Annotated in this window: 16 protein-coding genes; 11 read left to right on the plus strand and 5 right to left on the minus strand. The window is 72.5% G+C overall.

Translation table 11 applies throughout. The features are described 5' to 3' along the window. The first annotated feature begins 47 nt into the window (after positions 1-47). From ACFSJS_RS24490 to ACFSJS_RS24510, 5 genes are all read left to right on the plus strand, one after another. The gene (locus tag ACFSJS_RS24490) at positions 48-1,319 is read left to right on the plus strand and encodes a class I SAM-dependent methyltransferase (RefSeq protein ID WP_380904016.1); all 1,272 of its coding nucleotides are present in this window, start codon (positions 48-50) and stop codon (positions 1,317-1,319) included. Continuing rightward, positions 1,319-2,050 (plus strand): class I SAM-dependent methyltransferase, encoded by a 732-nt coding sequence (locus ACFSJS_RS24495; protein ID WP_380904018.1) that lies wholly within the window; start codon positions 1,319-1,321, stop codon positions 2,048-2,050. Before ACFSJS_RS24490 ends, ACFSJS_RS24495 begins: the two co-directional genes overlap by 1 nt. Next, complete coding sequence (locus ACFSJS_RS24500) at positions 2,047-3,237, plus strand: DegT/DnrJ/EryC1/StrS family aminotransferase (RefSeq protein WP_380904020.1); 1,191 nt, start codon at positions 2,047-2,049, stop codon at positions 3,235-3,237. The genes ACFSJS_RS24495 and ACFSJS_RS24500 overlap by 4 nt, the downstream gene beginning before the upstream one ends. Next, positions 3,234-3,854 carry a dTDP-4-dehydrorhamnose 3,5-epimerase family protein gene (locus ACFSJS_RS24505; protein ID WP_380904022.1) on the plus strand — a complete coding sequence of 207 codons (621 nt, stop codon included), beginning with the start codon at positions 3,234-3,236 and terminating at the stop codon, positions 3,852-3,854. The genes ACFSJS_RS24500 and ACFSJS_RS24505 overlap by 4 nt, the downstream gene beginning before the upstream one ends. Positions 3,855-3,966: 112 nt before the next feature. Continuing rightward, positions 3,967-4,401 (plus strand): enediyne antibiotic chromoprotein, encoded by a 435-nt coding sequence (locus ACFSJS_RS24510; RefSeq protein ID WP_380904024.1) that lies wholly within the window; start codon positions 3,967-3,969, stop codon positions 4,399-4,401. Positions 4,402-4,778: 377 nt separating this feature from the next. Here the strand turns inward: ACFSJS_RS24510 and ACFSJS_RS24515 are convergent, their stop codons facing one another. Next, positions 4,779-5,984 carry an MFS transporter gene (locus ACFSJS_RS24515; RefSeq protein ID WP_380904026.1) on the minus strand — a complete coding sequence of 402 codons (1,206 nt, stop codon included), beginning with the start codon at positions 5,982-5,984 and terminating at the stop codon, positions 4,779-4,781. 125 nt (positions 5,985-6,109) lie between these two features. Here ACFSJS_RS24515 and ACFSJS_RS24520 point away from each other — a divergent pair, with 125 nt between their 5' ends. Further along, complete coding sequence (locus ACFSJS_RS24520) at positions 6,110-6,445, plus strand: ArsR/SmtB family transcription factor (protein WP_380904028.1); 336 nt, start codon at positions 6,110-6,112, stop codon at positions 6,443-6,445. 63 nt (positions 6,446-6,508) lie between these two features. Here the strand turns inward: ACFSJS_RS24520 and ACFSJS_RS24525 are convergent, their stop codons facing one another. Then, complete coding sequence (locus ACFSJS_RS24525) at positions 6,509-7,066, minus strand: asparagine synthase-related protein (RefSeq protein WP_380904030.1); 558 nt, start codon at positions 7,064-7,066, stop codon at positions 6,509-6,511. 186 nt (positions 7,067-7,252) lie between these two features. On the opposite strand from ACFSJS_RS24525, the gene ACFSJS_RS24530 reads away from it, so the two are divergent. Together ACFSJS_RS24530 and ACFSJS_RS24535 are read left to right on the plus strand one after the other, a co-directional pair. Beyond that, entirely contained in the window at positions 7,253-8,104 is an 852-nt protein-coding gene (locus tag ACFSJS_RS24530; protein WP_380904032.1) for a GNAT family N-acetyltransferase, read from the plus strand. Positions 8,105-9,116: 1,012 nt separating this feature from the next. Continuing rightward, positions 9,117-9,554 (plus strand): hypothetical protein, encoded by a 438-nt coding sequence (locus tag ACFSJS_RS24535; RefSeq protein WP_380904034.1) that lies wholly within the window; start codon positions 9,117-9,119, stop codon positions 9,552-9,554. 312 nt (positions 9,555-9,866) lie between these two features. Here ACFSJS_RS24535 and ACFSJS_RS24540 read toward each other — a convergent pair whose 3' ends face one another. Continuing rightward, the gene (locus tag ACFSJS_RS24540) at positions 9,867-10,997 is read right to left on the minus strand and encodes a serine hydrolase domain-containing protein (RefSeq protein WP_380904036.1); all 1,131 of its coding nucleotides are present in this window, start codon (positions 10,995-10,997) and stop codon (positions 9,867-9,869) included. Positions 10,998-11,064: 67 nt separating this feature from the next. Then, on the minus strand, positions 11,065-11,733 hold the full coding sequence (locus ACFSJS_RS24545; RefSeq protein ID WP_380904038.1) for a DUF4097 family beta strand repeat-containing protein: 669 nt from the start codon (positions 11,731-11,733) through the stop codon (positions 11,065-11,067). 224 nt (positions 11,734-11,957) lie between these two features. Between ACFSJS_RS24545 and ACFSJS_RS24550 the strand changes: the two genes are divergently transcribed. Then, positions 11,958-12,695 (plus strand): GbsR/MarR family transcriptional regulator, encoded by a 738-nt coding sequence (locus tag ACFSJS_RS24550; protein ID WP_380904040.1) that lies wholly within the window; start codon positions 11,958-11,960, stop codon positions 12,693-12,695. A gap of 928 nt (positions 12,696-13,623) precedes the next feature. Beyond that, entirely contained in the window at positions 13,624-15,900 is a 2,277-nt protein-coding gene (locus tag ACFSJS_RS24555; RefSeq protein ID WP_380904042.1) for a S9 family peptidase, read from the plus strand. A gap of 257 nt (positions 15,901-16,157) precedes the next feature. Here the strand turns inward: ACFSJS_RS24555 and ACFSJS_RS24560 are convergent, their stop codons facing one another. After that, positions 16,158-16,808: a hypothetical protein gene (locus ACFSJS_RS24560; RefSeq protein ID WP_380904044.1), complete on the minus strand. Its 651-nt coding sequence runs from the start codon at positions 16,806-16,808 to the stop codon at positions 16,158-16,160. 565 nt (positions 16,809-17,373) lie between these two features. On the opposite strand from ACFSJS_RS24560, the gene ACFSJS_RS24565 reads away from it, so the two are divergent. Beyond that, positions 17,374-19,242: a serine/threonine-protein kinase gene (locus ACFSJS_RS24565; protein ID WP_380904046.1), complete on the plus strand. Its 1,869-nt coding sequence runs from the start codon at positions 17,374-17,376 to the stop codon at positions 19,240-19,242. The last annotated feature ends 11 nt before the right edge of the window (positions 19,243-19,253 follow it).

Here is a 19,253-nt window from a genome sequence, read left to right on the forward strand (position 1 = left end):
CGGCACCGCAGCCGGCGGCAGGCCCCCTCGTACCGCAAGGAGACGTGATGCAGGGAAGTTACCGGCACGACGACGCCTGTCGTGTGTGCGGCAAGGAGGATCTGGCCGACATCGTGTCGTTCGGCGCCCTGCCGCTGGCGAACGGGTTCATCGCCCCCGGAGCACGTGACGAGGAGGAGGAGACCTACCCCCTCGACGTGGCCGTCTGCCGCAACTGCTGGCTGGTCACCCTGCGGCAGGTGGTCGACCCGGCGCGGCTGTTCCGGCACTACGTCTACGTCTCCTCCGAGTCGGACCAGATCCGCGACCACATGCGCCGCATCGTCGACCTGGGCACGCGGCAGGCCGACCTCGCCCCGGGCGACCTGGTCGTCGAACTCGGCAGCAACGTCGGGACCCAGCTCGGCCTGTTCCAGGAGGCGGGCTTCAGGGTGGTCGGCGTCGACCCGGCGGCCAACCTGGTCGAGAAGGCCAACGAGCGGGGCGTGGAGTCCATCGCCGACTTCTTCGGCCCGGAGCCGGCCTCCCGGATCGCCGAGAGGCACGGCCGGGCCTCCCTGGTCCTGGGGCGCCAGTGCTTCGCGCACATCGACGACGTGCACCGCGTGCTCGACGGCGTCGAGGAGGTCCTGGCGCCCGGCGGCGCCCTCGTCATCGAGGTGCCCTACCTGCTGGACCTGCTGGACGAGAACCAGTTCGACACGATCTACCACGAGCACCTGTCGTACTTCTCGGTCACCACCCTGCGCCACCTGTTCGCCCTGCACGGCCTCAGGCTCGTCGACGTGGAGCGCGCGCCCGTGCACGGGGGCTCGATCGTGGTGACCGCCGTCCGGGAGGGCACCGGACGCGAGCCGGCCCCCTCGGTCACCGGGCTGCTCGACCTCGAACGCGAGAGCGGCCTGACCGACGAGGCCCGGTACCGCAGGTTCGCCGCCCAGGTGGAACGCGTGACCGGCCGGGTCCGCGACCTGGTGCAGGAGCTCGCCGCGCAGGGTGCACGGGTGGCCGGCTACGGCGCTCCCTCCAAAGGCACCCAGCTGCTGATGGTCTGCGGGATCGGCGAGCGGGAGCTGGAGTTCTGCAGCGACACCACGAGCCTGAAGCACGGAAAGCTGCTCCCGGGCTCGAAGGTGCCGGTCTGCTCCCCCGAAGAGGCCCGGGAGCGCAGGCCGGACTACTACCTCCTCCTCGCCTGGAACTACGCCGAGGAGATCATCCGCAAGGAGCGCGCCTTCCTGGAGCAGGGCGGCCGGTTCATTGTCCCCATCCCGGAACCGAGAATCGTCTCGGCGCAGTCGGTGAAGGAGCCGATCTGATGGAATACGGTCCCGAGCACGCGGAACTGTACGACCTCGTCTTCCGCAGCCGAGGCAAGAACTTCGAGGAGGAGGCGAGAGGACTGGCCGAGGCCGTCCGCTCCCGCTTCCCCGGCGCGGCCTCACTGCTCGACGTGGCGTGCGGCACCGGCGCGCACATGGAGACGTTCACCGAGCTCTTCGACCACGTCGAGGGGCTGGAGTACGCCCCGGCCATGCGGGAGACCGCAACACGGCGGCTGCCCGGCGTGCCCGTGCACGCCGGCGACATGCGGGACTTCGACCTGGGCCGCACCTTCGACGCGGTGACCTGCATGGGCAACGCCGTGGGCGAACTGGGCTCGCACGCCGAGCTGAAGTCCGCGATCGCCGCCATGGCAGCCCACCTGGTGCCCGGAGGGGTGCTCGTCGTCGAGCCGTGGTACTTCCCCGACACCTTCATCGACGGATACGTCGGCGCGCACCTGCACCGCGAGGAGGGCCGGGCCATCACCCGGATGACCCACTCCACGCGCCAGGGCGACAAGTCCCGCCTGGAGGTCCGGTTCCTGGTGGCGGACTCCTCGGGCTTCCGCAGCTTCTCGGAGGTCCTCCACTCCAGCCTGTTCACGCGGGAGGAGTACTCCCAGGCCTTCGAGGACGCCAGATGCACGGTGGAGTTCGTTCCGGGCTTCAGACTGGCGGACGGCCGCCCCAACAGCCCCGGCCTCTTCGTGGGTGTGCGCAAGTGACCGGGGGAGCGAGGGTCTTCGACGAGCCGCTGCACGTCGGCCGCCCCAATGTGGGCGACCGGGCCCGGCTGCGGGAACGCATCGACGGCGCCCTGGACCGGCTGTGGTTCACCAACAACGGCCCGCTGGTGCGCGAGTTCGAGGAACGGGTCGCGGAACTGGCCGGCACCAGGCACTGCGTGGCCGTCTCCAACGCGACCACCGGCATCCAGGTTGCCGCCAAGGCGGTCGGCATCGGGATCGGTGACGAGGTGATCGTCCCCTCCTTCACCTGGGTCGCCACCCCCCACGCCCTGGACTGGATCGGCGCGGTGCCCGTCTTCTGCGACGTGGACGAGGCCACGGGAACCGCCGACGTGGCCCACGTGGAGAAACTGATCGGGCCCCGGACGCGCGGCATCCTCGGCGTGCACGTCTTCGGGCACCCCTGCCGGATCGACGAGCTGACCGCACTGGCGGACCGGCACGGCATCCCCCTGCTGTTCGACGCGGCGCACGCCCTGGGATGCACCTACCGCGGGAAGCCGATCGGCGGTTTCGGCGCCGCGGAGATCTTCAGCTTCCAGGCCACCAAGTTCGTCAACAGCTTCGAGGGCGGGGCCATCGTCACCGACGACGACGAGCTGGCGGACCGGGCACGGGCCATGCGGCACCAGGGCCTCAACCCCGACCACGAGATCACCGGCAGCGGCACGGTGGCGCGCATGCACGAGATCAGCGCCGCCATGGGACTCACCTCGCTGGAGGCCGCCGACACGTTCACCGAGGTCAACCGGCGCAACCACCGGCTGTACGAGGAGGAGCTGTCCGACGTGCCCGGCATCCGGGTGCGCCGGCAGGCGGCGGGCGAACTGACGAACTGCCAGTACGTCGTGATCGAGGTGGACGCGCCGCGGGCCGGACTGGACCGCGACACCCTGAACTCCGTGCTCCACCGGCACAACGTCCTCGCGCGGCCCTACTTCAGCCCCGGCTGCCACGACAGCGAGCCCTACCGCTCCGACCCGGCCCGCCACGCACCCGATCCGCTGCCCCGCACGGAGGCCCTCACCAGACGGGTCCTGTCCCTGCCCACGGGCATGGCCGTCGGCCCCGCGGAGGTCGCGGGGGTGTGTGCGGTCATCCGCGAGGCGGTGAGCGCGGCCCGGTCGGGGGCCGCCGACGGCATCCTCATCCCCACCGCATGAGCGGAATTTCCAGAACAGGCGTCCGGAGACTCGGTATCCCCGGCGTCTGCGTGGTAACGCCCCTCGTCCACTCCGATGGCCGGGGGGCGTTTCTCGAATGGTTCCACGCAGGCCGCCTGGAGGAGATGACGGGACGCCCTGCGACCGTGGCCCAGATAAATGTGTCGGTCTCCCGGAAAGGAGCCCTGAGAGGCATTCACTACACCGATGTCCCGCCCGGTCAGGCGAAGTTCTTCTCCTGCCTCAAAGGGTCCGTCCTGGACGTCGTGGTGGACGTCCGGGTGGGCTCCCCCACCTACGGCCGCTGGGAGGCGGTACGGCTGGACGACCGTACGTACCAGGGCGTCCACGTGCCCGAAGGGGTGGGGCACGCCTTCATGGCACTGGCGGACGACACCGTGGTGGCCTACACCTGCTCGCAGCCCTACACGCCGTCGAAGGACCGCAGGCTGCACCCCCTGGACGCCTCCCTCGCGATTCCCTGGCCCCAGGACGCCGCGCCGCTGATATCCCCCGGTGACCGCGCGGCGCCCACACTCGCCGAAGCCAGGCAGGCAGGCATTCTCCCTGAATACGAGAAATGTGTCCGAAATGCCGGAGAATGGTGGACGGGATAGCTCAGCAATTTGAAAGATCACTGCGGACGGGCGAGGTGGCATCCTTTCAGGAGAGGGAGCGGAATGCACCGGTCCGCGCTCTCGCCTAAACAACACCGTCAAAAGGAGAGACATGAAGCTGAAGAACAGGGCCCGGCTTGTGCCTGCTCTCGGAACGGCTGCCGCGGTGGCCCTCGGTGTGTCCGTCGCCGTACAGCCCGCCGCGTACGCCGCGGCGGCGGGCCTCTCCGTGAGCCCGGCCACCGGCCTGGCCCACGGCGACACGGTCACCGCCAAGGTCACCGGGGCCGTGCCCGGCGAGACCTACTACATCGCCCAGTGCGCCGACGTGCCGGCCGGGCACGCCTGCAACTCCTCCACCGCCACCTCCTTCACGGTGAACGGCAACGGCGAGGCGAGCATCCCGCTGGTCGTCTCCAAGACGTTCACCGGCATCTCCCCCGAGGGGACCAACCTCGGCTCGGTCGACTGCGGCACCGCCCAGTGCTACATCGGAGCGGGCAACGCCGGCCTCGACCTGGGGAACGTGGCGATCTCGTTCTCGTAGGAAACCCCCACCTGGTTGCGGCCCCCGGGCCGCCTCCCGTGCCGGGCCACCGGACGTGGCCCGGCACGGGCCGGCCTACGGAGCACGGCGCTCGGTGGGGCCGTCCCCGCGGACGGCCCCACCGAACGCGCCCCGCTGCGGGACCGAAACGCTCGGCGATCAGGACGGAGCACCCGTACGGGCGGCCCGGCTCGAACGGGCGGACCGCGATGGCGGCGCCCAGGGCTTCGGCGATGAGGCCCTGGGACGGCAGGGGCCGGGGAGCGACCCCGGCCGGTGCAGCCGGGCCGCCCGGGACGGCCGGTCGGCCATGACGGGCGGCGGCCCGGCGGGCACGCCGGCGCCGCAGCCGCTCGGTCCGGCGCGGGACGCCCGCCTCACTCGCAGGCCTCCTGCAGGAGCGGGGCCCCCGCGGTCTGTGCCGCGGGGAGCCGCTTGCCGGTGGCGCGGACGGCCGTGAGCTGGAGCAGCAGGGCGAGGAGGGCGGCTCCGGCGGCGCACAGGGGGAGTACGGACCCGCTCCAGCCGAGGGAGAAGGCCACGCCGCCGAGCCCCGAGCCGACCGCGCTGCCGAGGTAGAGCGCCGACTCGTTGAGCGCGACGGCGACCGGGCCGCCCCGTTCGCCGCGCGCGAGCAGCAGGTCGTTCTGCTGCGGGACCTGGAGGGCCCATCCCACGGCGCCCCACACGGCGATGGGCAGCAGGGCGAGCAGCGGCTCGACGGAGGCGACGGGGCGGAGGACGGCCAGGGCCAGGGTGAGCAGGGTCAGGATGCCGACGACCAGCGTGGCGGGACGGCGCACCCGGTCGACGAGCGGGCCGATGAGGATGCTGCCGAGGACCCCGCCGATGCCCCAGGCCCACAGGTACGGCGTGATGTCGTCGACGCCGCCCATGGCCCGGGTCCCCATGACGGGGGCGATGTAGGTGTACAGGCCCAGGCTGGCGACGGCCGCCAGGAAGGACACGCCGACGATGGAGGCGACGCGGGGGTCGGCGACCACCTGGGCGCGCTGACGCAGGGTCACCGAGGCGGCGGCCGGCAGGGCCGGGAGGCGTGCGGCGAGCCCGGCGAAGGAGACCAGCCCGATGGCGGACACCAGCCACAGCGTGGTGCGCCAGTCGGAGTGCTGGGCGATGAAGACGCCGATGGGCACGCCGATCACGGTGCCCGAACTCATGCCGCCCATGATCACGGCGAGTGCGCGGCCGCGCCGCCGTTCGTCGACGAGCGAGGCGGCGGCAGCTGCCGCGAGCGCCAGGTACAGCCCGGCGCCGACTCCTGCGAAGGCGCGGGTGACCAGCAGGACGCCGAGCGAGCCGGAGAGGGCGCTGCCGGCGTTGGCCAGGGTGAAGACGGCCAGGGAGGCGAGCAGGCCCAGGCGGACGCGGGAGGCGGACAGCAGGGTGGCGAAGACCGGCGACGCGATGGCGTAGGCGAGGGTGAAGGCGGTGACCATCTGCCCCGTGGCCGACACGGAGGTGCCGAAGTCGTCTGCGATGACCGGCAGCAGGCCGGCGGTGACGTAGGCGTCGAGACCGAGCGCGAAGGCTCCCAGTCCCAGGAGGTGGACGAGTTTCATCGGGTCCTCATTGTTCGATACTCGCGGTTCATTGGTACATGATGGCCGTGCCGACCGCGGCGGCAAGCCCGGTGAAACCATTTCGGCCGACTTCGGAACCTGGTCGGGTGTGCGATTCTTGGACCGTGCGCCGTTACTTCCACCCCGAAACCGATGACATCCGTCTGCCCGGCGTGCTCTTCGCGCTGAGCGACGCCACACGGATCGGCATAGTGGTCGCGCTGTCGGACGGCAGCGAACGCACCGCCGGGGACCTGGGAGGCGACATCGCCAAGTCGACGATGACCCACCACCTGAAGATCCTCAGGGAGGCAGGGGTGCTGCGCGTCCGTTCCGAGGGCACCCGGTGCTACAACTCCCTGCGCCTGGACGACCTGGAGGACCGGTTCCCCGGCCTGCTGAAGCAGGTGCTGAGCTCCGCCGCGCGGGACGGTTACGCCATGGCCGACACCCATCGGTAGGGCGGGGTACGACGACGGGCGTCGGCTCGCCGCAGGCGTGGAGCGCTCAGCGCGGGGCAGGGCTCACAGGTCCAGCGTGATGTCGCAGGCGGCCGGCCGGGCGTTGGCGCCGAGCGCCGGCTCCAGACCGGAGCGGCCGCACCGCGCGCTCATGCCGCCGACCGGGCGGTCCAGGAGCTCCCCGGCGGCCGCCCGGTCGAGCAGCGGAAGCACCGGTGACGCGGGGTCGTCGAGCACCGCCGCCGGCGCCTGGCGCAGCCCGCGCTCGCAGGCCGGGTCCTGCGGGGTCGGACAGGGGCTCTCGATCCGCTGCGCGATGGAGTCCGGCAGCGGGTCCCCGGCCGCGGCCCGCAGCAGGCTCCTCTCGCGGCCGTCGGGGGACTTCGTCTCCCGCGGAACCAGATCGCGCACGAACGGCGCGTCCCGGATCGGCGAAGGAACCGGCCCGTGGTCGGCGAAGTCGGCCGGAAAGAAACGCACCGGCCCCTCCGCGCGCGCGAGCGGCTTCCGGTGCGCCGGTGCGGTGGTCGTCGAGGGGTCCGGACCGCCCGACAGCAACGGGCACAGCGGCACGCCGGCGACGGTCCGGCGGCCGGCGATGTCCTCGGGGAGCTCCCGCACGGCGGCGATCGGGGTGTCCGGGTCGACCGTGTGCCCGCACGCTTCCAGGGGCCGGTACCTCCGCTTCCGGGCCGGGAGGACCCCTGGACCCGCGGCCCCGCGATCGGATGCCGTACGGATCCCACCTGCACTCCCGGCCGGGGAAATGAAATGTGACCGAACCGGTCCGTCAGGTAATCTTCCGCGGTGGATACGACCGGAAAGCCGCTCTTCTGCGACACCGGCCTGGCCGAGCGAATCGAGCGGGCCGAGGTGCAACTCATCACGGACGGGAATGCGGCCGCACGCCGCCGCAATGGAGACGGCAAAGGCTTCCTGAAGCCGGTCACGGGAGGCGTGGCCGCCTTCGCCGAGGACGAGTCACCACTCAACAAGGTCGCCGGACTCGGTTTCGGCGGCGTACCGGACGACGCCCTGCTCGACGAGATCGAGCAGGCCTTCGCCGACCGGGGCGCGCCCGTCCAGGTGGAGCTGGCCCACGTGGCCGATCCGGCCGTCGGCGCCGTGCTGACGGAGCGGGGATACCGGCTCACGTCCTACGAGAACGTGCTCGGCTTCCCGCTGCCCGGGGAACACGGACGCCCCGCACCCGAAGGGATCGAGATCAGGCCCAGCGGCGAGGAGGAGTTCGACCGCTGGATCGAGGTCGTCGCGGACGGCTTCGCGCACCCGGACACCCAAGGCGTCCCCTCCCACGAGGAGTTCCCGCGCGAGGTGATCGCCGCGGCGGTCCGCGACCTGGTGGGCGCCGCCGGCATGAGGCGGTACAGCGCGGTACGCGACGGTGCGCTGGTCGGAGGGGCCAGCGCCCGCATGGCCGACGGGATCGCCCAGCTGACGGGAGCGGCCACCGCCCCCGCTCACCGGCGCCGAGGCGTCCAGACGGCCCTCCTGGCGGCCCGGCTCGCCGATGCCGCCGCGGCGGGCTGCGACATCGCCGTCATCACCACGCAGCCGGGCTCCAAATCCCAGGAGAACGCGCAGCGCCAGGGTTTCCACCTGCTCTACACCCGCGCCGTACTCGTGAAGCAGGTTTGATGTCACACAGCGACGGAGACCGCTTTCCCGCGCAATGAACGGGGATGCGGCTCGAACGGAAATGCGGATCGGTTTCCTCTGCTTCTCACCACCGGTCTTCATCCGACTTCGCCGGAATCTCGCGGCGAGGCCCGCCGCATGCACGGCCGGGGACGGCCTGGGCGACGGCGCCGACGCGGCAGGGGGCTGATTCGTCGCGCGGGACAGGGCACGCCGATGCTGTTCGAGTCCGGTGGCGCGTTCGCCGAGCGCGCGGACGCCGCGCAGGAGCCGGCTGCGGGCTTGCGGCCGCTGCCGACGGTGCCGGGTCCCGGACGGTACCGGCCGCGACGAGACCCGGAGGAGCGCGGCCGGGCCCGGTGGCCGGCTCCGCTGCACGGCCCCGGCGGCCGGGCGGCTGCGGCGGCCTCCGAACCCCGCCGGGCACCTCCCCCGCCGCGGGGGCGGGCGCTCTGCGGCCAGGGCCGACGCAGGCTGCAGAAGACCGCGTCGCCGAGCCCGGTGCCTGCCTGCCGGACTTCCGAGCGGTCAACGCCTCCGCCACCGTCCACCCCGCCGACCGGGGACACGGCCACGCCGTCGCGCCACGCGGGCCGGCCGGCGGCCGCGACGCCGGCGCGGCCGCCGCCGATCACGACGACGCCCGCGGCGCCGGGGCGGCGCGGAAGCGGGCCGGTCCTCCACCCGGCGGTGCGGCGCAGACCTCGCGGTGCGGCCCCGCCGCACCCCGCGTGTCGTGCGGGCTCCTCCCCGCCGTGCGGCCGAAAGCCGCTCCGCAGGGCCGGGGGAGGAGTTGTTCGGCACCGCCGAGGCACCTGCTGAACAATCCCGGTGGTGCTGTAGTGGTCGAGCCGCCGGTGACACCGCGGGCGGCACCGCTGCGTCGATGCGGCGGAGGGCCTGGACGGGGTCTCCCCGAACGTCGGCCGGCACCGGCCGTGCGGCGGGGCGGGGCTCTTCCGGGGCCCGTGCCTCCGGAGCACCGGTTCGTACCCTTCGAAAGGAAACGATCATGACGCGTGTCCGACACAGCCTGCTGTCCGTCATGGCCTTGGTCGGCGCGGCCCTCCTCGGCGCGCCGGGCACGGCCTCGGCGGCCCCGGCCGACTACCCGACGGCCTACAACACCAAGACCCAGCACCTGGTCTCCAACCCCGACAGCAGCATGGTGGAATCCTGCGTCTCGCGCAGGATCACCCTGGGAACCGGCCACTACGACTGGGGCCACGTCATGGGGACGCGGCAGACCGTCGTACGCGCCAACCTCTACCTCGGCCAGGGCGTGTACACCTGGGAGGACTGCCTGTGGCCGCACGACGGCTTCTACGTGCAGACGACGTCACTGAATCCCGACAACCCCGACTGGGACACGGTGTACCTCTCCGAGGACCTGGACGTGCGGTCCACCGGCACCTGGACGTGGGGCGGGTTCCTCGACCCCAGGTTCTGACCGGCCGGGGAGCCGGGTCCCGGGCCGACCGGGAAGCAGCAGGCGGCGGGCGCCCGGCCGGAGACGGCCCGGTGTCCGCCGGCCCGCCCCGCACGCGAACGAGGCGGCGTACTCCGACCCGGTGCCGGAGCACACCGCATCGGGCGCCGACGAGCGCGCGCCCACGGCTGCTGCTTCGGGCCGCGGTCGCGCTTCGACGTCGGCCTGCCGCAGCGTGCGGTCCCGGTGGGACCAGGTCGCCCACACCGGCGGGCGTCGGCCAGGGTGCCCGAGCCGACCGAGTTCGTGCGGGTCCACGCCGCTCGACCCCGGCTACCGGGTCGGCCCGGCCGCGCCGGGCGACCCGGCCTGTCCGCCGCCGAACACCTCCTTGACGAGTCCTCGCGTCGCCTTCCGGAACGCCCCCGCCATGGACAGTGCGGCATCGTCGACATAGTTCAGCGCGGCAGTCAGGGTCCTGCCGCCGTCGGGCGTGCTGTACATCAGCGCCGCGTGGCCCGCCATGCCGCCGTTGTGGGTGATGACAGTGCCGCCGTTCCCGCCGACGTCCTGCACGAACACCCCCAGGCCGTACCCGGCCTTGGAATGCGGCCTGCACATCTCGGCCAGCAGCGGGGCCGGCAGGAGCCTGCCGCCCGTCAACGCGGAGACGAACGTGTGCAGGTCCCGGGGGGTCGAGATCATGTCCCCGCCGGTGGAGATCCAGGAGGGGTTCTGACGGGTGACGTCGACCGTCTCCTGCCGGCCGGCGTCCTCGTACCGGTAGTAGGCGCGAGCGTGCGGCTCGGGGACCTCCGGACCGGTGTCGGGCACCACGGTGCCCGACAGCCCGAGCGGCCCCAGGATCAGCCGCTGCATCTCCTCGGCGAGCGAGCGGCCGGTGACCCTCTCGATCAGCAGCCTGAGCAGCACATAGTTGGTGTTGGAGTAGCTCCAGTCCGTCCCCGGTTCGAACCGCGCCGGCTTGGACAGCGCCAGCCGTACCAGCCCCTCCGGCCGGTAGGTCCTGAACCGGTTGTCCACCCACTCCCGGCCCGCGGTCGTGGCGGGGATCCCCGGCACGAACGTCCCGTCGGCGTAGTACTCACCGGTGAAGTTGAACACCCCGCTGGTGTGCTGCAGCAGCATCCGTACCGTGATCCTCCGGTCCAGCCCGAACCCGGGCAGGTGGTCGGCCACCGGGGCGTCCAGCCCGATCGCGCCCTCGGCCACCAGTCGCAGCACCACGGTCGCGGTGAAGGTCTTGGTGTTGCTGCCTATCCGGACGTACCCGTTCGCCGGCGGCTCCGCGGTCTCGCCCAGCTTGCGCACCCCGGCGCTGCCGACCCACTCGCCCCGCTCGTCGTGCACGCGCAGCGTCACCCCGGTGAAACCGGACTCGGCCATCTCCTCGATGGCCCTCCGCAGTTCCGGGCGGTCCTGGCCGGTGGAAGTGACGGACATGGTGGTGTGCTCCCCTGGGACTGGTACGGAATTCGGCTGGGTGGACGGGACCGCCGCGGGGCGCCCCCTACAGGCTGCGGGCGGTGATGTCGCCGTGGGCGGTGGTCGCGTGGATGTTCAGGCCGGCGGCGCCGCCGGTGTTCCGGAGCGCGTTGCGGATCCGGCCGCAGGAGGTGCCGGCGTCCAGGGAGGCGGGGACTCCGCGGGCGGCTCCGATCGAGATCTCGCCGTGTTCGGTGCGCAGCGCGACCGTGCCGTGCACGGCCTCGGCGATGCGGATGTCGCCCTTGTGGGTGCTGATCCGCGCGGGGCCGCCCAGGCGGCCGACCGAGACGTCGCCGGCGAGGAGGGTCAGGCGGGCGTTCGCGGTCTCGTCGAGCCCGACCGCGCCCTGCGCGCCTTCGAAGGCGACGTCGCCGAGCCGTCCGAAGCCCCGGAGCTCGGCGAGAGCCGCCTTCGCCTCGATGCGGGAGCCGGCGGGTAGTCGGACGGTCACCTCGACGGACCCGGAAGCGCCGAGGAGCCGGTTCTTCGCCTCCGGGGCCCCGATCCGCAGGACGCCGTCGCCGTACTCGATCCGGATCCGCTCCGCCGCCTTCACGTCGCGGCTCCTGGAGGCGTCCGCGGGCAGGACCTCGACCGTGGTGTCGGCCCGGTCGGCGGCGACGAGCCGGATGCGCCCCGCGGGGACGTCCAGGACGACGGAGACCGGGGCGGGGGTGTCGAACTTCTGCATCGTGCTCTCCTCGGGCTCTTTGTTTCGGTTGATGGAAAAGCTACGTTGCATTTCTGAAATCGACAACATGCTTGTTGTTGCTGACCCATATAACTCCAGATCAAAGCTATCGGGTTGTTGCAATGACGGCGGAATCAACGCAACGAACATCGCCATGTCCGTTGCAATGAGTTGGAGCTGAACGCTATGCTGGAGGCATCGGGGGCATGAGGGAGGAGATCGCGGTGCCAGGGGGCAGACTCACCCAGCAGGAACGCCGGCGGATCGCGTTGGGGCTGGCCGACGGCTCCGCCTACGCGGAGATCGCCCGCCACCTCGGCCGCCCCACCTCGACCGTCACGCGTGAGGTCATGCGCAACGGCGGCCCCACGGCCTACCGGGCCGACCTGGCCCACCGCGCCGCCGAACACCGCGCCCGCCGCCGCAGGCGCACCACCGTTCCCCGGAGTCCGAACACGCCCCCGCCGGCCCACGGGCGCGACCCCGAAGCCGTACGCGAGTACACCCAGACGCTCACCACCGTCTTCATGCAGTCGGGCCTGCCCAGGATGACGGCCCGGGTGCTGGCCTGCCTCTACACCACCGACGCCGGCAGCCTCTCCGCCTCCGAACTCGTCCAGCGCCTCCAGATCAGCCGGGCGTCCGTCTCCAAGGCGGTCGCGTTCCTGGAGGGCCAGGGCCTCATCCGCCGGGAACGCGACGAACGCCGCCGCGAGCGCTACGCCGTCGACGATGACGTCATGTACCAGTCCGTGATGGCCAGCGCCCGCGCCACCGCCCACCTCGGCGAGACCGCGCGGCAGGGCGTCGGAGTCCTCGGCTCCGGCACCCCGGCCGCCGCCCGCCTGGAGAACATCGCCCGCTTCGTCGACTTCATCTCGGAGAGCATCGCCCGCGCCGCGGACCAAGCCCGGGAGATCCTCCACACGGAACCCGAAGCGACCTCCGGCAGCGTTACCTGAGCCGCCTTCGGACTGCCGGCGGGCAGCCCCGGCGACCGGGGCGACCACGCGCGGCGGGTGCCGCGTCCCGCCGGTCCGCCCGTACTCGGCGAACGCCCGCCCCAGCGGGCGGGCCGTCCCCGGTGGCCGGGCATCCGCAGCATGCCGTACGCCCGGACCCGCGGGGAGCAGGCCGAAGACCACGTCCGAACACGGGACGTTGCGGTGGCGACCGTCTGTGGCCTCGCCCGGCTCCGGATCCACCGGTGTGACCGCGGCGCGCGGTGCGGCCGCTCCGGCACGCACACCGCGCACGCGCCGCGGCCCACCGCCCTCATTGCAATGGTCGGGTGGCGTTCGTTGCGTTGATTTTACCGCCGTTGCAACAATCTGATGGCTATGAGCTGGTGTTAAAGCGGTTCTGGCGGCAAGTATGTTGCCGGTCTTGTGAATGCAACGTAGCTTCTCCATCGTTCGGAACGAGGAGTCGAAGGGGAGCGCGATGCGGACGTTCGACACCCCGGCGGGGGCTTTGCCTCCCTGGACGCGGGACCTTCCTGCGGCCTGATCCGCAACGCGCTCCGGAAGGCCGGCGGTGCCGGCCTGAACACCCACGCGACCACCGCCTGCAGCGACGTCACCGCCCGCAGCCTGCAAGAGGAACACCCCTACGACCGTCTCGGCGAACAAGCAGCGCACGCCGCACGGCGACGACACCGCCCTCGGCCGGAACGGCGCCGACGGGACCCCCGTCCACCGTCCGGCCGGACGCCCACACCGGCCGGACGGGTGCACAACCGCCTGCCGGCCCCCGCCCCCGGGCGGTCCGACCGTGCCCGCCCCGCCCCACCCGGCTCGCGAAAGGGGCGGCGCCCCCGAGCCCCCATCCCCCTGCCCCGACGGCACCACCGCACCACCACGCCCGGAACCGCACCGAGGAGGAAGAAGAATGAGCACCACCCGGGACTACCAGGCCGCGGAGCAGCTCCTGCGCCGACCCGCCCGCCCCGGCGAACTCGTCGTCGGCGACAAGGTCAGGCCGCAATGGATCGACGGAGGCGCACGCTTCTGGTACGCAGTGGACAACGGCTCCGGCAGCCGGTTCGTACTGGTCGACCCGGCGGCGGGCACCCGCGAGCCGGCTTTCGACCATGCGCTGCTCGCCACCGCGCTGGCCGCCGCCGCCGGGCAGCGGACCGACCCCGAGGCCCTGCCGTTCACGGCCGTCGAACTGTCCGCACACACCGTGGAGTTCGACGCCTTCGGCGAGCACTGGCGCTGCCGCCTGGACGACTACACCTGCGAACGGGCCGAACCCGCACCGCCGGGCAACCCGCTGGAGGTGCCGTCACCCGACCGGACGGCCACGCTGTTCCAGCGGGGGCACGACCTGTGGGTGCGCTCGCTGCCCGACGGCCGGGAACGGGCGCTGACCACCGACGGCGAGCCCGACCACCGGTACGGCCCCGGCCCGGACTGCACGAGCAACGGCACACTGCTGCGCAAGCTCGGCCTGCCGCACCCGCCGCCCGCGGCGGCATGGTCCCCCGACTCGACGATGGTGCTGGCACACCGGACCGACGAGCGCGGCGTCCGGCAGACCCACCTGGTGGAGGCCGGGCCCGCCGACGGCGGCCCGCCCCTCCTGCGCACCCAGCGGTACGCCTACCCCGGCGACGAGCAGGTGCCCCGCGCCGAGCTGGTCGTGCTGGACGTGCGGACGGGCACCGTGGTCCGCGCGCAGGCCGAACCGCTGCTCATGCCGCAGTTGTCGCCGATCACGGCCGGGTGGGCGTGGTGGGCGGAGGACGGCTCGGCGGTGTACTACCTCAGCCGGCCCCGCGACCTGCGCACGCTGACCCTGCACCGGCTGGACCCGGTCACCGGCGAGGTCGCCACCGTGCTCAGCGAGACCGGAGCCACCCGGGTGGAGCCCAACCAGTGGATGTACGAGCCGCCGATCGTGCGGGTGCTGACCGACGAGGTGCTGTGGTACTCGCAGCGGAGCGGCTGGGGCCACCTGTACCGGTACGACCTGCGCACCGGCGCGCTGCTCGGGCAGATCACCTCCGGGCAGTGGGCGGTGCGGCAGATCCTGCACGTCGACGAGGCCGAGCGGGTGGCGTACTTCACCGCCTCCGGGCTGGTCGGCGAGGACCCGTACCGGCGCACGGTGTGCCGGGTCGGCCTGGACGGCTCCGGCTTCGCCACGGTCACGGACGACGACCAGGACCACATCGTCACCCTGCCGGAGAACCGGCAGTACTTCGTCGACTCCGCGTCCACCGTCGACACCCCGCCGGTGACGACGGTCCGCGACTGGACCGGGCGGGTACTGGTCGAGCTGGAGCGGGCCGACACCGGCAGGCTCACCGCCACCGGCTGGACGCCGCCGGAACGGTTCTGCGTCAAGGCGGCCGACGGGGTGACGGACATCCACGGAGTGCTGTACCGGCCGCGGGGGTTCGACCCCGCCCGGCGCTACCCGGTGGTGGACACCGTCTATCCCGGCCCGCAGGTCGCCCGGGTCGCCCCGTGCTTCGACCCCGGCGGGATGGGCCTCGACGCCGAGCCCATCGCGGCGCTGGGCTTCGTGGTGGTGGCGGTGGACGGGCGCGGCACCCCAGGGCGGAGCAAGGCCTTCCACGACGCCTCCTACGGCCGTCTGGCCGACGCGGGCTGCCTGGCCGACCACGTCGCGGCGCTGCGGCAGCTGGCCCGGACCCGCCCGTGGATGGACCTGGACCGGGTGGGCGCCTTCGGCCACTCCGGAGGCGGGTTCGCCGCAGCGCGGGCGGTGCTGGACTTCCCCGAGGCGTACAAGGTCGGCGTGGCCCTCTCCGGCTCGCACGACGCCCGCTGCTTCAACCAGGGCTTCGTGGAGGCCTACGACGGCGCGGACAACCCCGAGGCCTGGGCCCGTTCCTCCACCATGGACCTCGCGGACCGGCCGGCGGGCAAGCTGCTGCTCGTCCACGGCGGAATGGACGACCAAGTCCACCCGGAGCACACGCTGCGGCTGGCCGACCGCCTCATCGCCGCCGACAAGGACTTCGAGCTGCTCATCGTGCCCGGGGCCGAGCACACGCTCATCGACTGCCTGGCCTACGTCCGCAAGCGCTGCTGGGACTTCCTGGTGCGCGAGCTGATGGGCGCGCAGCCGCCCGCCTACCGTCCCGCGCCCATCGCCGTCGGCCCCGAGCTGCTCGGCGAGCTGTTCGCCTGAGCGCGGCGGCCGGAGGAGGAGCCGGGGAACCCTGCCCCCACCGGGGTCCGCGGCCGCCGGCTTCTCCGAGCAGTCCGCGAACAGCCCTCGGGCAGCCCGGGTCCGCGCACGCCGTTCAGCCTGGTGATCCCCGCCGGCGGGGGCCCGCGACCGCCCGCCGGTCACCTCCGCCCCCCGGGGGCAGAGCTCTGGGAGTCCGGGGCCGGAACGAGCCCCCCGAAGGGCCCGTGTCGCCTCCGGCCGGAGGCGACACGGGCCTACCCGACGTATCCGAGGAAGAACCTGAGGTACGAGCCGCTGTCGGCCCTCAGCTCCAGCACCCGCCCGCCGTAGGACACCGGGAGACCCGCTTCCGGAGTCCACAGCACGAGGCGGCCGACCCCGTCGTCGACCCTCCGGATCCGCCAGACCCACTCCCGGTCGAACACCGCGGCCTCGCCGTACCGCAGCAGCCCCTGCCGCCGCCACAGCCGGATCGAGTCGGGGGTGACGACCGCGTAGAGGAGTCTGCCGGCCAGCGGTTCGAGCCGGTCCGGCGAAACCCGGCAGAGGTCTTCGGGAAGACCGTGCCCCCCGCTCCCCGCCGCCGGACCGGACGGGAGGGACACCGGGCCGGAGGGGGAGAGGACACCGGCGTCGGCGAGCCGGACCGGCACGACCGACAGCACGGTGATCGTATGCGGGCCGACGGCGTTGTAGGCCGCGGCGACCTTCTCGCACCCGCGGGCGGGCAGGACGCTGATCCGCAGGCGGGTGACGGCGACGGCCGTCATCCGGGCCGCCAGCACCAACGCCGTTGCCGTGCCCAGGACGGCGGCGGCCGCGACGGTGATCAAGAGGTAGGTCCGCACTCCCCTCCAGCCGAAGAGGAGGCAGACCACAGCCCCGCCCGCCACTACCGTCCACATGGCCGTCCGCATCTTCGCCCTCACCGGTGGTCCGCTGGTTCCCGTGCCGTGCGGGCCGGGCGGAAGCGCCGCGGCCGCGTGGGCTCCAGCACAGCGGCTCCGGGGTTGTTCAGCCACCCCCGCGCCGCCGTGAACAACCGGCCGCGAGCGGCCCGCGCCGACGGACGGGGGAGAGCGCCCCCGCGACGCATGAGGGGCGAGCTCCGTCCCGTGCAGCCTCCCGCCGCCGTGCCGTGCCCCGATCCCCTCCGGCGCCCGGATACCGGTGCGGTGCGGCCGGACGCGCCGCGGCGGACCGACCGGCGGTGTGCCGCGCGGCTTGAAGTCCCGGCGAATCCTTCACCGGGCCCGCTGCAACCCGAACCGCCTGCCGTCGGTCTCCGCCGCCTTTCGGTGCTCGGTCACGCCCGGCCCCCTCACCGCGGCGGCCCGCTGAACGGCCGGGGAGGCTGCGCCGGAGTGCCACGGTCCGCAAAGTCGACGACCCCTGTCACATCATTCGAAACCGGAATGCCTGACGGTGCGTCTACTGTTGCTGTCCGTATCGATAACCTCGGGGGGGCGGATGCGCAGCGAGGGCATGACCGACAGCGGCCCGGACGACGGGCCGGACAGGGTGATCGCGGGCCGATACAGATTGCAGCACCAGCTCGGTCGCGGCGGGATGGGCGTGGTCTGGGAGGCACTGGACACGAGCCTGGACCGGAAGGTGGCGGTGAAGGGGCTGCTGTATCCGGGCGCCGCCAGTGCCGACGCCCAGGCGAAGTGGGTGAGCCGGGCGCGCCGTGAGGCGCAGGCCATCGCCAGGATCGGGCACCAGAACGTGGTCGCCGTGCACGACGTGGTCGAGGACGGCAACCAGGTCTGGATCGTGATGGAGCTGCTCAACTCGCGCTCCTTGGCCGATCTGCTGCGCGAGCAGCAGTACCTGTCCGCACCCCACGCGGCGCGGATCGGCCTCCAGGTGCTGCGCGGACTGGCCGCCGTGCACGAGGCCGGCGTACTGCACCGCGACGTGAAACCCCACAACATCCTGTTCCGCCCCGATGGGCGCGCGCTCCTGATGGACTTCGGGATCGCCACCTTCGAGGGCGCCACCCAGCTCACCCGGTCGCACGAGATCATCGGAACACCGCAGTACCTGGCACCGGAACTGCTCGGACACACACCGGCCGACCCGCGACCGGCCTCCACCGCGTCGGACCTGTGGGCCCTCGGCGTCACGCTGTACGAGATGGTGGAGGGCAGGCGCCCCTTCGACGGGGCCACCAGCTTCGAAGTCTTCATCGCCGTGCGTGAGTCGCCGGTGCCGCCCATGAAGTACGCCGGACCGCTCGCCGGACTGATCACAGCGCTGCTCCAGAAGGACCCCGACCAGCGCCCGGACGCCGCCGAAGCGGACCGGATGCTGCAGGCCGTCACCGAGGATGCCGCAGCGCCGGACACCCCACCCGTGAGGCCGGTCGGACCCGACCGTCCGAAGCCCCCGGAGCCGGTGGACCCGATCGATCCGGTGAAACCCAAGCGCCGGAATCGGTGGAAGATACCGGCGGCCGTCGTCTGCGTGGCGCTGCTTGCGGGTGTGGCGTGGTCCTCCTTGCTGGGACTGGAAGGCGACTCCGAAGCCGCAGGCTCCAGCGAGGAACCCCCGTCGAGGGAGCCCAGTCGGACCGTCTACCACTGCGACAGGCTGCGGGTCGGCGTCAAGGGCGATCAACCCGGACTGAGCGTGGAGGTCAAAGGCACCCACCGGGGCTTCGAGGTCGATCTCGCCAAGGAGATCGCCCGGGAACTGGGCTGCAAGGAGGACCAGGTGACATTCCAAACGGTCACCACGGACAACCGCAACGGCTACCTGACGACCGGCAAGGTTGACCTCGTGCTGGCCACGTACAGCATCAGCGAGGAGCGCGAGAGGACCGACAAGGTGAAGTTCGCCGGCCCCTACTTCGAGGCTCTGAAAGGGTTGCTGGTACGCAAGAAGCGGCCGTACGGAGACCTCAGCGACCTGCGGAGAGACTCCGAGGCGGAGGTGTGTACCGCGGAGGGCTCGGTCTACGAGGAGTGGCTCAAGGAGGAGGGGCTGGGGGGCCAGACGGTGACCCGGGACGGCTACGACGACTGTGTGAGGGACCTGCTGGACCCGGGGACCGACGTCTACGCGGTGGCCACCGACGACGTCATCGTCGACGGACTCGCCCGCAAGTACGCCGCCAAGACCAGGGCCCTTCCCAGCCGCGGCGAACCGGAGCACCTCGGAGTGGCGATGGACGCAGCGCACCAGGACCTGCACGAGGGGGTGTGCGCGGCGTTGAAGGCGATCGTGGGGAAGTCCCCGGGAAAGACCTCGCGGTGGGCCGAGATCTACAACGAGCACCTCCAGCCGATCACGGGCCAGCCGGCGCCCAGGGAGCCGGAACTCACGTCGTGCTGAGGTCCCGGCCG

This window comes from Streptomyces desertarenae (genome assembly GCF_042681365.1).
Lineage (GTDB): Bacteria > Actinomycetota > Actinomycetes > Streptomycetales > Streptomycetaceae > Streptomyces > Streptomyces desertarenae.